Origin of the sequence: Pseudomonas jessenii (assembly GCF_002236115.1) — a bacterium.
GTDB lineage: Bacteria > Pseudomonadota > Gammaproteobacteria > Pseudomonadales > Pseudomonadaceae > Aquipseudomonas > Aquipseudomonas jessenii.
The window spans coordinates 105,172-120,045 of sequence record NZ_NIWT01000006.1 but is presented as its reverse complement, the minus strand read 5'-3'; the positions used below and the strand labels follow the sequence as shown (position 1 = coordinate 120,045).

General features: G+C 60.1%; 12 protein-coding genes. 5 read left to right on the top strand and 7 right to left on the bottom strand.

Annotation, left to right across the window (positions count from 1 at the left end):
- The first annotated feature begins 2 nt into the window (after positions 1-2).
- The 4 genes from PSJE_RS20650 (at position 3) to PSJE_RS20635 (ending at position 3,379) form a co-directional block, all read left to right on the top strand.
- On the top strand, positions 3-1,124 hold the full coding sequence (locus PSJE_RS20650) for a methionine ABC transporter ATP-binding protein (protein WP_090452479.1): 1,122 nt from the start codon (positions 3-5) through the stop codon (positions 1,122-1,124).
- Positions 1,114-1,758 carry a methionine ABC transporter permease gene (locus PSJE_RS20645; RefSeq protein WP_057712488.1) on the top strand — a complete coding sequence of 215 codons (645 nt, stop codon included), beginning with the start codon at positions 1,114-1,116 and terminating at the stop codon, positions 1,756-1,758. Before PSJE_RS20650 ends, PSJE_RS20645 begins: the two co-directional genes overlap by 11 nt.
- 467 nt (positions 1,759-2,225) lie before the next feature.
- Positions 2,226-2,564, top strand: a complete 339-nt coding sequence (locus PSJE_RS20640; protein WP_090452477.1) for a DUF6124 family protein — start codon at positions 2,226-2,228, stop codon at positions 2,562-2,564.
- Positions 2,565-2,749: 185 nt separating this feature from the next.
- Positions 2,750-3,379 carry a class I SAM-dependent methyltransferase gene (locus PSJE_RS20635; RefSeq protein ID WP_090452475.1) on the top strand — a complete coding sequence of 210 codons (630 nt, stop codon included), beginning with the start codon at positions 2,750-2,752 and terminating at the stop codon, positions 3,377-3,379.
- A 99-nt stretch (positions 3,380-3,478) separates the two neighbouring features.
- Here the strand turns inward: PSJE_RS20635 and PSJE_RS20630 are convergent, their stop codons facing one another.
- From PSJE_RS20630 to PSJE_RS20620, 3 genes are read right to left on the bottom strand one after another with little or no spacing between them, the layout of a single operon-like run.
- On the bottom strand, positions 3,479-6,529 hold the full coding sequence (locus tag PSJE_RS20630) for an efflux RND transporter permease subunit (protein WP_090452473.1): 3,051 nt from the start codon (positions 6,527-6,529) through the stop codon (positions 3,479-3,481).
- On the bottom strand, positions 6,526-7,590 hold the full coding sequence (locus PSJE_RS20625) for an efflux RND transporter periplasmic adaptor subunit (protein WP_057712491.1): 1,065 nt from the start codon (positions 7,588-7,590) through the stop codon (positions 6,526-6,528). Before PSJE_RS20625 ends, PSJE_RS20630 begins: the two co-directional genes overlap by 4 nt.
- The gene (locus PSJE_RS20620) at positions 7,587-8,690 is read right to left on the bottom strand and encodes an efflux RND transporter periplasmic adaptor subunit (protein ID WP_057712492.1); all 1,104 of its coding nucleotides are present in this window, start codon (positions 8,688-8,690) and stop codon (positions 7,587-7,589) included. Before PSJE_RS20620 ends, PSJE_RS20625 begins: the two co-directional genes overlap by 4 nt.
- A gap of 177 nt (positions 8,691-8,867) precedes the next feature.
- On the opposite strand from PSJE_RS20620, the gene PSJE_RS20615 reads away from it, so the two are divergent.
- Positions 8,868-10,064: an AAA family ATPase gene (locus PSJE_RS20615; protein ID WP_090452470.1), complete on the top strand. Its 1,197-nt coding sequence runs from the start codon at positions 8,868-8,870 to the stop codon at positions 10,062-10,064.
- A gap of 18 nt (positions 10,065-10,082) precedes the next feature.
- Here PSJE_RS20615 and PSJE_RS20610 read toward each other — a convergent pair whose 3' ends face one another.
- The 4 genes from PSJE_RS20610 to PSJE_RS30740 form a co-directional block, all read right to left on the bottom strand.
- Positions 10,083-11,225, bottom strand: coding sequence for an RHS repeat-associated core domain-containing protein (locus PSJE_RS20610; RefSeq protein ID WP_090452468.1), 1,143 nt, complete (start codon positions 11,223-11,225; stop codon positions 10,083-10,085).
- 553 nt (positions 11,226-11,778) lie between these two features.
- On the bottom strand, positions 11,779-12,561 hold the full coding sequence (locus PSJE_RS20605; RefSeq protein ID WP_090452466.1) for a MetQ/NlpA family ABC transporter substrate-binding protein: 783 nt from the start codon (positions 12,559-12,561) through the stop codon (positions 11,779-11,781).
- A 178-nt stretch (positions 12,562-12,739) separates the two neighbouring features.
- Positions 12,740-14,524, bottom strand: coding sequence for an RHS repeat-associated core domain-containing protein (locus tag PSJE_RS20600; RefSeq protein ID WP_090452464.1), 1,785 nt, complete (start codon positions 14,522-14,524; stop codon positions 12,740-12,742).
- Positions 14,461-14,853, bottom strand: a complete 393-nt coding sequence (locus PSJE_RS30740; RefSeq protein ID WP_139212594.1) for a hypothetical protein — start codon at positions 14,851-14,853, stop codon at positions 14,461-14,463. The genes PSJE_RS20600 and PSJE_RS30740 overlap by 64 nt, the downstream gene beginning before the upstream one ends.
- Positions 14,854-14,874 lie beyond the last annotated feature (21 nt).

Here is a 14,874-nt window from a genome sequence, read left to right as displayed (position 1 = left end):
GCATGACCGCCGCCATCCAACGGCGACTGGAGATTCCAGAGCCGCAAAGCGCAGAGCGCACTGAGCTGCATCCCGAACTCAACCATGCCCACGTACGCTTCATCGGCTTGGGTAAAACCTACAACGGCCAGCAAGGACCGGTGGCCGCGTTGCACGGCATCGACCTGGCGATCCAGCGCGGCGAAGTGTTCGGCATCATCGGCCGCAGCGGCGCCGGCAAGTCGTCGCTGATCCGCACCATCAATCGCCTGGAACAGCCGAGCAGCGGTCGGGTACTGATCGATCAAGTGGACATCGGCGAGTTCGACGAAGACCGACTGGTGGCGCTGCGTCGGCGCATCGGCATGATCTTCCAGCACTTCAACCTGATGTCGGCCAAGACCGTTTGGCAGAACGTCGAACTGCCGTTGAAAGTCGCTGGCGTGCCCAAGGAACAACGCGAGCGCAAAGTCCGTGAACTGCTGGAACTGGTCGGCTTGCAAGCCAAACACAAGGCTTACCCGGCGCAGTTGTCCGGCGGGCAGAAACAGCGCGTGGGCATTGCCCGGGCACTGGTGCATGACCCGGAAATTTTGCTGTGTGACGAAGCCACCTCGGCACTGGACCCGGAGACTACGCAGTCGATTCTCGGCCTGCTGCGCGAGATCAATCAACGCCTGGGCCTGACCATTGTACTGATCACCCACGAGATGGCGGTGATCCGTGAAATCTGTGATCGGGTGGTGGTGCTGGAGCACGGGAGAATCGTCGAGCAAGGCCCGGTCTGGGAAGTGTTCGGCAATCCACAGCATGAGGTCAGCAAGACATTGCTGGCGCCGTTGCAACACGCATTGCCGCAAGAACTGCAAAGCCGTCTGTTGGCGCAATCGAATGCCTGCGACGCCGCTGTGGTCCTGCGCTTGCAGTTCACCGGCAGCCAACGCGACGAACCGGATCTGGCGGCACTGTTCAGCGCCCTCGGAGGCCGCGTGCGATTGTTGCAAGGCGGTGTGGAACGGATTCAGGGCCATGCGCTTGGGCAACTGCTGCTGGCGGTGACCGGCTCGTCCCTCGATGCCGAGGAGTTGTGTCAGCGCGCCTCTCATTGGGCGCAACAGGTGGAGGTACTGGGTTATGTGGTTTGATCGCTTGCTGCAGGGCTTTATCGACACCTTCCTGATGGTCGGCGTGTCGTCGTTGATCGCGCTGTTGGCGGGCATTCCGCTGGCAGTGATCCTGGTCACCAGTTCCAAGGGCGGCATCTACGAAGCGCCAGCGCTGAACCGCGCTTTGGGCGCATTCGTGAACCTGTTCCGCTCGGTGCCTTTCCTGATCCTGATGGTCGCTTTGATTCCGTTCACCCGGCTCATCGTCGGCACCACTTACGGCGTGTGGGCCGCGGTGGTGCCGTTGACCATCGCCGCTACGCCTTTCTTTGCGCGCATTGCCGAAGTCAGCTTGCGCGAGGTCGACCACGGCTTGGTCGAAGCGGCGCAAGCCATGGGCTGCCGGCGCTGGCACATCGTCTGGCATGTGTTGTTGCCGGAAGCGCTGCCGGGGATTGTTGGCGGGTTCACCATCACCCTGGTGACGATGATCAACTCCTCGGCCATGGCCGGGGCGATTGGCGCCGGTGGACTGGGGGACATTGCCTATCGGTATGGGTATCAGCGGTTTGATAGCCAGATCATGTTGACGGTGATTGTGTTGCTGGTGGCGTTGGTGGCGGTGATTCAGCTCGGTGGGGATCGGTTGGCGCGGGGCCTCAACAAGCGGTAGCCCTGTAGGAGCGAGCCTGCTCGCGATGGAGGTCAACGATAACGCGGGAAGCCAGATTCCCCGTGGCGCCCTCAGGTTTTTCGCGAGCAAGCTCGCTCCTACATGAGTGGCGATCCTGGCGATATTTCGTACAAAGAAATCAGCGTTTCCGAAGGCCCGTTCCCTTTCCTTTGCAGGACATTTCCTAGATCATTTCGCTCGCTTGCGCCTGCCAAATCCGGTGGCTAGTCTCGGTCCGTCACTGCTCATCAGTGATCGGGTTTAGTAGCCCGGAACAATAGGCGCATAGCGATTCCATGCTCATGTCCGGCGACTTTGCCGCATGCAGAATATGGTGGCTGTGCGTGGGGCATCCTCGGGTGCACCGGTTTTCCTATTGACCGGCCTACTAACCTGCGTACAGCCGCCACCCAATCGTTTAGTAGGCGATAAGTGATGGCTCCCATGCAGCAATAGGAGTGACACTCATGGAAAAATCCGTACCCGATCCACCTCCGGAAACATCCACCGACGAAACCAGGGATCGATCAGCGCTCTACCGTGCGATTGATTTTTACCTGACCGGCGATCAACCCACCCGCCCCGATGAACTGCGCTTCTACAACGTCAGCAAAGACGTGAGCTTCGAAGACACCCAGCTCTATGTTGCCGATCTGCTGCGTTGCGCTTCAGTCACGGCGTATCAGTGTGGCGATCAACTCAAGGGCGCCGACCGTGCGATGGTGTACTCGATCTGGCATTTGCTGGAGATTGCCAAGGCGATGGTGGATCACTCCATTGAATGTCTGGGGATGAAAAAGGGCTGAGCCATCTGTTGTCAGTACCAACGCCATCGCGAGCAAGCTCGCTCCCACAGTTGATCCTCAGTGCAGGCCAAATTTGTGCACGGCGCGAATCATTGTGGGAGCGAGCTTGCTCGCGATGGGCTGCGAAGCAGCCCCCGGCATGATGGCGTATATTCGACCCATCCCACTTGCCCGCGCAGCCGACCATGAAGCAAACACCCGACGACCTCGAACAGATCACCGCCACCACCCTGGGCCATTACAACGCAGTGGCCGAAGACTTCCGTGAAGGCACCCGCGATCACGACGTCAGCCAGAACATCGATGCCCTGCTGCGGCACATTCAGGGCGAGGCGCCTTTCGATATTCTCGATTTCGGCTGCGGGCCGGGTCGGGATTTGCAAACCTTCACCCGCATGGGCCACAGGGCTGTCGGCCTCGACGGTTCGGAAAAACTCGCGCAGATGGCCCGTGAGGACAGCGGTTGCGAGGTCTGGCAGCAGGACTTTTTGAAGCTTGATCTGCCGGCCGAGCGTTTCGACGGGATTTTTGCCAACGCGGTGCTGTTTCATGTTCCGCGTCAGGAATTACCACGGGTGTTGAAGCAGTTGTGGGGAGCGCTGAAACCGGGTGGGGTGTTGTTCAGTTCCAATCCCCGTGGCGAGAATCAGGAAGGCTGGAACGGGCCGCGTTATGGGTCGTATCACGACCTGGCGGCCTGGCAGCATTTGTTGATCGAGGCGGGGTTTGTGGAGCTGGAGCATTACTACCGGCCGACAGGGCTGCCGCGGGAGCAACAGCCTTGGTTGGCGAGTGTCTGGCGTAAAGCTGTGTAGCCCATTCGGACGCCATCGCGAGCAAGCTCGCTCCCACAGTGGATTGCGGTCAACCTGTGGGAGCGAGCTTGCTCGCGATGAGCGCGAAGCGCTCGCTTTTTAAACAGCGTCTTTCTTCGGCTCGCGAATCTTGTACCAGGCCACATACAGCGCCGGCAAAAACAGCAGCGTCAGCAAGGTAGCGATGACGATCCCGCCGATCATCGCGTAGGCCATCGGCCCCCAGAACACTTCCCGGGCAATCGGGATCATCCCCATGCTCGCCGCCGCCGCGGTCAGCAGGATCGGCCGGCGCCGATGTTCGGTGGCCTGCACCACTGCATCCCACGGTGCATAACCCTTCAGCTCGTATTCCTCGATCTGGGTCACCAGGATCACCGAGTTGCGAATGATGATACCGATCAGCGCCAGAATCCCGAGGATCGCCACGAAGCCCATCGGCGTGCCTGTCGGCACCAGCGCGATCACCACGCCGATCAGCCCCAGCGGCGCGACGCTGGCCACCAGGAACAGCTTCTGCACGCTGTGCAGCTGGATCATCAGGAAGGTCGCCATCAAGAACAGCATCAGCGGCACAACCTTGGCAATCGGTCCCTGGGCCTTGCCGCTTTCCTCCACCGTACCACCGGTGGCGACCTTGTAGCCCGCCGGCAATTTGGCAGCGAAATCGTCGATGGACGGCTTGAGGATTTTCACCAGGTCCGTCGGCTGGATCTCGTCGCGTATCGCCGCCTTGATGGTGATGGTCGGCAGGCGATCGCGACGCCACACCAGCGGCTGCTCCAGTTCGTAGCGCACCGTGGCGAACGCCAGCAGCGGAATCGACGTGCCACTCGGCGTGACGATTTGCAGGTTCTGCAGGGTTTCCGGCGTACCGCGTTCGGAATCCACCGCGCGGCCGACCACGTTGATCAGGTAAATGTCGTCATCGACCTGGGTCACCGACTGGCCGCTGACGATGCCGTTCATCAGGTTGGCCACATCCTCCGAAGACAACCCCAACTGCCGCGCCTTGTCCTGGGCGATGTCGATCCGCAGCACTTTGCCCGGTTCGTTCCAGTCGTAGATGATCTCGCCAATGTGCGGGTTCTTGTCCAGCTCAGTGGCCAGGTCAATGGCATGTCGGCGCACCTGGTCGACGTCCTTGCCGCTGACCCGGTACTGGATCGGACGCCCTACCGGCGGGCCCATTTCCAGTGCCTGGACATAACTGCCGATGCCAACGAAGTCGTTGCGCAAGCGCTCGCGGAGCTTCTGCATCATGGCCTCACGGGTATGACCTTTGCTGACGATCACCAACTGCGCGTAGAACGGGTTTTGCAGTTGCTGGTCCAGTGGCAGATAGAAGCGAATGGCACCCTGGCCGACGTAGGTGCTCCAGCGCACGATGTCCGGATCGTCCTTGAGCGTGGCTTCAAGGCGATCGACGGCCCGGCGGGTTTCGTCGATCGAGGCGTTTTGCGGCAGGTTCAGGTCCACCAGAATTTCCGGCCGATCCGAAGACGGGAAGAACTGGTTCTGCACGTAGCGCATGCTGAACACCGCCAGTACAAAGCACAGTACGGTGATGCCAATGGCCCACCAGCGATTGCGCATGCACCACAGCAGCCCGCCGTTGAACGCCTTGCCGATACGCCCGGGTTCGCCTTCATGGGGTTTCACGTTGGTACTGAGAATGTGCACGCCGATCACCGGCGCAAACAATACCGCCACCACCCACGACACCAGCATCGCGCAGGCAATCACCGCAAACAGAGTGTAGGTGTATTCACCGGCCGAGCTGGCGTTCAAGCCGATCGGCACGAAGCCCGCCACCGTCACCAGCGTACCGGTGAGCATCGGGAACGCCGTGGAGGTGTAGGCGAAGGTCGCCGCCTGCTCCTTGGTCTCGCCCAACTCCAGACGCGTAACCATCATTTCCACGGTGATCATCGCATCGTCCACCAGCAGGCCGAGGGCGATGATCAGTGCACCGAGGGAAATCCGCTGCATGGTGATGCCGCTGTATTCCATGAATACGAACACCATCGCCAGCACCAACGGGATCGAGCACGCCACCACCAGCCCGGCACGCACGCCAAGGCTGACGAAGCTGACCAGCAGTACGATCACCACGGCCTCGAACAACGCGCTGGTAAAGCCGCCAACGGCCTCCTCCACCACCACGGCCTGGTCGGAGACGTTGTCAATGCCGACACCGACCGGCAGGTCGGCGGTCAACTCGTCGATACGGGTGTGCAGGGCCTTGCCGAACGCCTGGACGTTGCCACCCTTCTGCATGGCAATCGCCAGGCCGATGGCCGGTTTGCCGTTGAAGCGGAATTCCGGCGAGGCCGGATCGACGTAGCCGCGGCTGATTTCGGCAATATCGGCCAGACGATAGAAGCGGTCATTGAGCTTGAGGTTGACCTCGGCCAGGTCTTTCTCCGAAGCGAACTGCCCCGAAGTGCGCACCGAAATCCGCTCCGGCCCGGCCTCGATGACACCCGCCGGGGTCACGGAGTTCTGGGTTTGCAGGCTCTGCACCACCTGACGCTGATCGATGCCCAGCGCAGCGAGTTTGCGCGTGGAGAAGTTCAGGTACAGCACTTCGTCCTGCTGGCCGACCATTTCGATCTTGCCCAGCCCCGGCACGCCGCGAATTTCCATGCGGGCCTGTTCCACGTAGTCGCGCAACTGACGCATGGTCAGGCCGTCGGCGGTGAAGGCGTAGATCGACCCGAAGACGTCACCGAACTCGTCGTTGAACGACGGCCCCTGTATGCCTTGCGGGAACTGGTATTTGATGTCGTTGATCTTCTTGCGCACCTGGTACCAGATTTCCGGGATGTCCTTGGCACTGGTGGTGTCGCGCAGGTTCACGTACACCGTCGATTCGCCGGGGCGCGTGTAGCTTTTCACATAGTCGAGGGAGTCGAGCTCCTCGAGCTTCTTCTCGATCCTGTCAGTGATCTGTTCGAGGGTTTCCTCCTGGGTCGCCCCCGGCCATTTGCTCTGGATCACCATGGTCTTGATGGTGAACGAAGGGTCTTCTTCGCGCCCCAGGTTGAAATACGAGAACACACCCATCAACAACGCGACGAACATCAGATACCAGATGAACGACTGATGCTTGAGGGCCCATTCCGAGAGGTTGAAAGGCCCTTTCATTGACTGTCCTCGTCGATTTTCACTTGTTGCCCCGGCTTGAGGCTGTTCACACCGGCACTGACCACCCGCTCGCCGTTCTTCACGCCGCCAGCCAGCACCACGGTGCTGTCGGTACGGCTGATCACGGTGATGTCACGGGGGGAGACGGTTTTACTCTGTGCATCAATCACCCAGATGCGTGGCTTGCCATCGACCTCCTGCAGCGCGGTGACAGGCAACTCGATACGCGGCTTGATCGCCGAGCTCAGGGTGACGCTGATGGCTGTGCCGAGGCGAAAGCCATCTGGTGTTTCAGCCAGGCTCAGGCGGGCGCGACGGGTGCGTGTGGCGCTTTGAGCCTGAGGTTCGATTTCACGGATGATGGCGGTGGTGTTGATGCTCGGATCCAGCTGCGCAGCGACCAGAAACACCACATCGCTGGGCAGTTGATCGACCAGGGTATCGGGCAGGTCGATCACCGCTTCCTTGATGTCCGGTTGCGCCAGAGTCACCACTTGCTGACCGGCCGTTACCACTTGCCCGGCCTCGGCGCTCCATTGGGTGACCACGGCTTTATGGTCGGCGCGCAGCTCGGTGTAGCCCAGTTGGTCCTTGCTCTGGTTGACGGCCGCCCGGGCCTGATCGAGGGAGGCCTGGGTGGTTTTGAGGTCCGTGTTGGCCTCGTCGAGTTGCGCTTGCGCGCCGACCCCACGATCAAACAGGGCTTGCTGGCGCAGGGCACTGGCCTTGGCATTGATCAGTTGCGCCTGAATTTTCGACAGGTCGCCCTGGGCCGAACGCAATTGGTTCTGCTGGTCGGAAGGGTCGAGGGTGGCGAGCAGCGTACCCTTCTCCACCTCGGCGCCGACATCGACGTTACGGCTGGCGATTCGCCCGTCCACGCGGAAGCCGGTATTGCTTTCATAGCGCGCCTGGATGCTACCGGCGAAGCGGCCCAGGTCCTCTTCACTCAAGGTCTGGACCTTGATCGACAACACCGGCCGTACCGGCGCCGGCGGCGGTTCGTTTTTGGAACAGGCGCTCAGCACCAGCCCGATGGACAACGCCCATAAAGGCTTCATGGCTTGGCTCCCCACGTCAGATCCTTGTAAGTGTTTTCGGCAATTTCGACTTCCATGTCCGGGTGCAAGAGTTGTCCGCCGGCGATGATGACTTTGTCCCCGTCCTTCAACCCGCCGCTGATGATGACCTTGCCGGTCAGGTAGCGGCCGACCGTGACTGAATGCAATTGGGCCTTGCCCTTGTCGTCGACAATCCAGACAGCGGGGGCACTGATGTTTTTGGTCAGCGCCGACCACGGCAACTCGATGACCGACTTGCCCGATCCGCTGGCCGTGGCACTCACCACCGAACCCAACTGCATGCCGTCGGGCAGTTTGTCGAGGCCGACCTTGACCTGCACGGTTCCGGATTGCGCCGACACCGCCGGGGTGATTTCGCGTACGGTGCCAGTGGTTTTGATCGCAGGGTTATCGACCAGGCTGAGGACAATGGTGTGATCTCTCGGCTTCTCGGCCAGCAGCGATTCGTAGACGTTGAACACCGCATCCCGGTCGCCGTCACGGGCCAGGCTGAAGATCGGCATCGTCGCCTGCACCACCTGGCCGACTTCCGCCTGGCGCTCGGTAATGATCCCCGGTGCATCGGCGATCAGCGCCGTATAGCTCAACTGATCCTTGGCATTGGCCAACTGCGCCTTGGCAGCGCTCAGGGCGCTCTGGCTGCTGTGCAAAGTTGCCTGGGCCGAGTCGTACTCGCTCTGGCTGGTGTAACCCTTGGGCAGCAATTTTTGCTGACGCACGAACGCCGCCGCACTTTGCGTCACCCGCGCCTGTTCGGCGACGACTTGCGCCTGGGCCGAATCGACATTGGTCTGCAAATCCTTGGGGTCGAGCCGGGCCAGCACTTGCTTGGCGGTCACTCGATCACCGACGTCGACCGAGCGCTGGATGATCTTGCCACCCACGCGGAAAGACAGCTCCGTCTGTACCCGGGCCTGGATATCACCGGTGAGGGTAACCGGGACCGCGTAATCGGCCGGCTTGACGACTTGCACGAACACCCGTGGCAGGTATTCCTGCACGGGTTTTTTCTCGTCGCAAGCCGTCAGCAGGGTGACGACACTCAAGGCCATGACTACTTTAAATCCGGGAACCACCATGCAAACTCCTTGGCCTTTTCCATGTACAACTCGACAGAGAGCTTAGAACAGGATTGGAACCTTGCACGAGCGTCTTATGAAGAAAAAGCTCACACTCTTTCAGCCCTGAAACACTTGCCATAGACGCCTGTGCATGCCTGACAATGAGCCCCGGTCGATCCCCCCTCAGGAACCCAAATGCTCAAGACCCTCGCGGTGGCCAATTACCGCTCGATCAACAAACTGGTGATCCCGCTGGGACGGTTGAATCTGATCACCGGCCCCAACGGCAGCGGCAAGTCCAACCTGTACCGTGCGCTGCGCCTGCTGGCGGAAACCGCCCACGGCGGGGTGGTCAATGCCCTGGCCCGTGAAGGTGGCCTGGATTCGACCTTCTGGGCCGGCCCGGAAACCATCTCCCGGCGCATGCGCACTGGCGAAGTCGCCATCGAGCCCACCGTGCGCCAGGGCGTCAAACGCCTGCGCCTGGGGTTTGCGGGAGAGGATTTCGGCTACTCGATCAGCCTCGGCCTGCCCGATTCCAACGGCCATTTCATGCTGCCCGGACGCAGCACGCCGATACCGTCTTATTTCAGCCTCGACCCGCAGATCAAACTCGAATGCCTGTGGGCCGGAGCGTTCTATCGCCCGGCCAGTCTGCTGGTCGATCGTGACGGCCCGATGATCCGTGCCCGCGCCGATCGAAAGTGGGATGTATTGGCGCAGCACACGCCGACTTTCGACAGCCTGTTCGATCAGGTCGGCAGCCTGCGCAGTTCGCCGGAAGTGCTGGAGATGCGCGAGTTCATCCGCCGCTGGCGCTTTTACGATCACTTTCGCAGCGATGCCGACGCCCCGGCGCGGCAACCGCAACTGGGCACCCGCACGCCGGTGCTGCACCACGACGGACGCGATCTGGCGGCGGCCTTGCAGACGATCATCGAAATTGGCGACCCCGAGGCCTTGCGGGCGGCGATCAGCGACGCCTTCCCCGGCGCACGACTGAACATCGAACCTCTGCCGGGTGGGCGCTTCGCCATCGAGTTCTTTCAGGAAGGTTTGTTGCGGCCGCTGTCGGCCGCCGAGTTGTCGGACGGAACGTTGCGTTACCTGCTGTTGGTCGCAGCGCTGCTGACGCCACGGCCGCCGACATTGATGGTATTGAACGAACCGGAAACCAGCCTGCACCCGGATCTGCTGCCGGCGCTGGCGCGCTTGATCATCCGCGCTTCAGAGCAGTGCCAGGTATGGGTGGTGTCCCACGCCCGACGTTTGATTTCGGCGTTGCAGGAGGACCCGGAGTGCAATTGCATCGTGCTGGAGAAGAATCTCGGACAGACCGGGATTGTCGGGCAGCGGATGCTGGATGAGCCGGCGTGGTATTGGCCGGAGTAAGATTTTGAGTTGGACCACTCAGGTCCATCGAATTTTTTTGTTCGGATTGAGCGGTGACCGCTGACGCCTGGCCACCAGAATTGGCCGGGTAGCCGCCACTTCAAGCATTTCATCATAGGATCGCTTGCCAGCTAGCTTCAGGGGGCCTGATCTGAGTATTCCTGGTGTTGGTGGTGGTGTTAGGAACGGGGCCGAGGGCTGGTCCGGGCCCGGGGAAAAAAAGGAAGGCGACATAGGTGGTGCCGATGGCCGGAACGGGTCAGACGGTGCTCGCCCCTTGTTCTCCACAAAACGCTTCAAGGCAGTGACAGTCTTGGGATCACGCGCAGCCCAGTAAACAGTCGCTCTCGAAACCACCGTAAGTCCCGCTAATCCTAATGCAATAAACCCGAGAGTTTTAGCTGACTCAGAGTCCCCGGTAATACCCGCAACAGCACTGGCAACGCCCGTCAGCGCTGAAGCCATCGTCGCCACTCCCGCCACAGTCGAGCCTGCTGCACCGAGGGTGTATTTGTAGGGTAACCGACCTGCTGCCCCCCATTGCAAAGCATCCTTGGCCAACTTGAAGGGAATGGCGGGCGACATGGTAATTCGAGCATTGGCCACGCTGAACAGGCTCGTGATCAACCTGGCAAACCGCCCCGTCGGATCACTGAAATTCACCGGGTCCCCCAGACAATACGCATACGCATTCAACCCACCCCGTCCAAACGGGCTCAAGCTGTCCGGTCTGTTGAAGCGCATCAGCACCGGGTTGAACGCCCGATGCCCGTTACCCAGCAGATAATGGCCGGTGGCCGGATCGACCGCTTCGCCGGTGAATCCGAGCAAACCGCCGGGACCACTCTCGACCCGCCGATGACCGTAGGGCGCGTAGACCTGACGCACACCTGCGTCGGGGCCGGTCATCTGCAATACCGAGCGTTGCTGATCAGTGACCAGCAACAGGCTGTTGCGCTCGACACCGTCCAACGATTGCACTGCCAGCAGTTGCCTGTCGTGTTGAAGCACGCTGTACGCATCCTGTCCTTTCAGTTGCGTCACCAGGTGTTCGCCGCGGTAGAACCGGGTCAATTTTTCCAGCTCCAACGGCTCCAGTTCGACCAGCCGATCCAGAGCATCATAGCGGTAGCGATTGAGGGGGCGAGTCGTTGGGCTCATGAGGGTCAACTCCCGGCGAAGGAAGCAGTTTGCACCCGCTTGAATGCGCCGGCACCTAGTAGAACTGTTAGTGCCGGGAGAAAGCTGTCGCCCGGGTTTGCCCAGGCAAGAGAGGACAGCTACTTTCCATTACGCCGTAGGAAGGATCTTTTTTTCGAAACGCCTCTCCAAGGACGAACCACTTTTGGCCAGAATCCCGGCCAAAATCTCACAAGGACGAGAACATGGCAGACGTACAACCGCCGCAACGGCTGGATCCGCAGGACATTCTGAAACTCTTGATGGCGTTGCGCAGGGCCTTGAAGGCCACGCCGGCCTGAGCAATTCAGAGTCAACTGGCTCCCCTGTGGCGAGGGGGCTTGCCCCCGTTGGGCTGCGAAGCGGCCCCAAACAGATCTCCCGCGCTTCCCTGGGCGAATGCTGCGCATTCGAACGGGGCGATGCGGCGGCCCGACAAGCCCCCTCGCCACAGTTAAATCGAGCGCCCATAAAAAAACGCCGACGCTAAATCAGCCGTCGGCGTTTGAAACCTTGAAGGGGTTTGCTTCGCGAATCAGAACGCAGGCAGTACCGCGCCGCTGTACTTCTTCTCGATGAAGGCTTTCACTTCCGGGCTGGTCAGGGCCTTGGCCAGTTTCTGGATGGCAACGCTGTCCTTGTTGTCCGGACGGGCCACCAGGAAGTTCACATAAGGCGAATCGGCACCTTCGATCACCAGGGCGTCTTTAGCCGGGTTCAGACCCGCTTCCAGCGCGTAGTTGGTGTTGATCATGTCCAGGTCGACCTGATCCAGCACGCGCGGCAACATCGCGGACTCAAGCTCCTTGAACTTGAAGTTGTGCGGGTTCTTGGCGATGTCTTTCGGCGTGGCCAGGGCGTTTTTCGGGTCTTTCAACTCGATCAGGCCAGCTTTCTGCAGCAGGATCAGGGCACGGCCGCTGTTGCTGCCTTCGTTCGGGATGGCGATGGTCGCGCCGTCTTTCAGTTCAGCCAGAGCTTTGACTTTCTTCGAGTAGCCGCCGAAGGGTTCAACGTGAACACCGATCACGGTTTCCAGGTGAGTGCCTTTGCCTTCGTTGAAGCTCTTCAGGTACGGCAGGGTCTGGAAGTAGTTGGCGTCCAGACGCTTCTGATCGACCTGCACGTTCGGCTGAACGTAGTCGGTGAAGACTTTGATTTCCAGGTCCACGCCTTCTTTGGCGAGGGTTGGCTTGATCAGCTCGAGAATCTCGGCGTGTGGAACCGGGGTCGCGGCAACCACCAGTTTCTCGCCAGCCTGGGCCAGGCCCGCGGTCAGGGCAGCCGCCAGTGCGGTGAACAACAGAACCTTTTTCATGCAGTGTCCTTATCGAAAATCACAGTCGCTTGTGGCGACGGCTTGAACATGAGAGTGCCAGTGAAGTGCTATCGCTGGCGTGAAGCGGACAATACCGGGATTTTTTATTCCCGAACAATAACTTTTATTCAAGTTGATATTCCATTTTGAAATAATCTAGATCTCTGCTCATCGTTGTTCAAACACCGCGCAGCTTGATGATCTGCTCGCCAATCTCATGGGTGAATGACTCCAGAGCGTCCAGCGCATCGCTTCGAAATTTCTGGGCACTGAAACCCTCAGTCAGTGATGGCCAGTAGTCTTGAAGCAATGCGTCGGCTTTGGCAGCGTACTTTTCCGAATTCGCGACCACGAATGCTGATTTGGCAGCGATACCCACCCCACTGGTGACCGTTTTTGCCATCAACACGTTGTTCAGCCGGCTCTGTAATTTGACCGTGTTTCTCAATGCCTCACTTGCCGTAGAAACAGCGCCGTGTAGACGCCGCCCCACCGCCACCCGCGCTGCCCCTCGCTGTGCAGCCACCACGTCTGCCAGGGAGCCGACACTTTTCGTCAACGCAAAGCCAATGCCTTTACTGCCAATTTTTGCAACCGCGGTGGCCCCCAACGACACCACTCCCAGCGCCAGCGACGAGTAGGTCAATATCTGGGCGCCAAGGCTATCCGGGGCCAGTTCATCGACAACCGCGGAGGCAATTGAAACTGTCGCGGAAATGACCTCCAGGGTTAAAAAGGCCAAGGCGTTGGCCGAGATCGGCACGAGTGGTGCGGTTGCGCCCATGGTCACGACGGTGAGGGCAATCGCGGCGGCGGCCAGGGCGGCAGTCACTCCGATTTTCACCCATCCCAGGGTCGGGATATGCCCGGTGGGATCCTTGAGATTGACCGGATCCCCCAGACAATAGGCATAGGCATTGAGGCCGCCACCCTCAAAGGGGCTCCAACTGTCGGGGCTGTGAAATCGCATCAATCGGGGGTTGTAGGCCCGATACCCCCTGCCGAGCAGGTAACACCCGGTTGAAGGGTCCAGTCGCTCACCCTGAAACCCCAGCAGGGCGCCAAGTCCGCTCGATGCGGGGCGATCACCATAAGGAAGGCAGGACAAAACAGATTCGTCTTGAGATCCAAGGCGAGCAAGGGCGGTGCCCTGACCATCCGTGACAAACAAGACAACATCGTCACCTTGCTGCTCGGCCAAGTACTTGCCGTCGCCTGACAACAGACTGCGTCGATGGTTACCCGCCACTTCGCTGCACAGCGCATGTTCGCTATGGAAAAGCCTGATCAACTCTGCGGATTCGGCAGCCACCGCATGCAATTGATCTTCGCCGTCGAATTGATAGTGCGTGCGACCGCCAGCGCTGGCGACACTTTCGAGCCGACTCAGCGTGTCATACCTGAACGTGCGCCCCTGGTTATCATTGAGCAGATTACCGTTGGCATCGTATTCGAAGCTCACTTGCCCGGGCTGATAGTGCGCGTGACTGTGAGTCATTGAACTCAACTGGGTTTTGTCAGGACGATCGTAGGAAAACCTGCACAGGTTCTCCTCCCCATCGAACCCCGTACGCACCGTCAACAGGTTGTCGAGGTAGTCGTAGGTGAACGCCTGAAAATCAATGCGTTTTCCCCAGGCATCGATCGGTGCCTGCGTGCCTTCACAGTCATAGCGCGTCAGACGCCCGCGGCTGTCGTAGGCGAAGGTTTCTGTACGTGACTGCGCACCGGACACCAGCGATCGTTGCTGAAGTTTGTCATCGGCCCCAAACGCTTGAATGACCTCCAGGCGAGATCCGTCGCCGAACTGCGAAATACGCTGAATCTCACGACCGAACTCATCGTGAACCAAGGTGGTCGTCAGCGAACGTTTCGAGGCGGTGTCCTCGACACTCAATGTCAGCAACTGGCCCTGGGCACCGTAGGCGTACTTCGCCAGAACCGGTCCCTGCCGTATTTCCACGGGCCGCGCCGCAGCGTCATGGATGTAAGCAGTTCTACATCGTTGACATCGATAAAGCTGATGGGCAGCCCATTCAATGAACGGGTAGTGGCAGTGCCGAAGCGGCCTTCGCTGGAGATCCACTCCCGGGACTTTTCTTTGCCCGACCTGGAGTACTCAAACCGGCGCTGAATGGCAGGGCTGGAAGTTTCGACGAGTTGCCCGGTCAATGGATCAAATCGATGCCTGGCTGATTCCGCGTGGCCGCCCATCCGCGCGGTCACTGCCCCGTTGAGCATGGGATCAAGGGCGAACCTGAAAACATCGCCCGCCGCCGTCACTTGCTGCAAAGCTTGAGCACCACCCCCCTC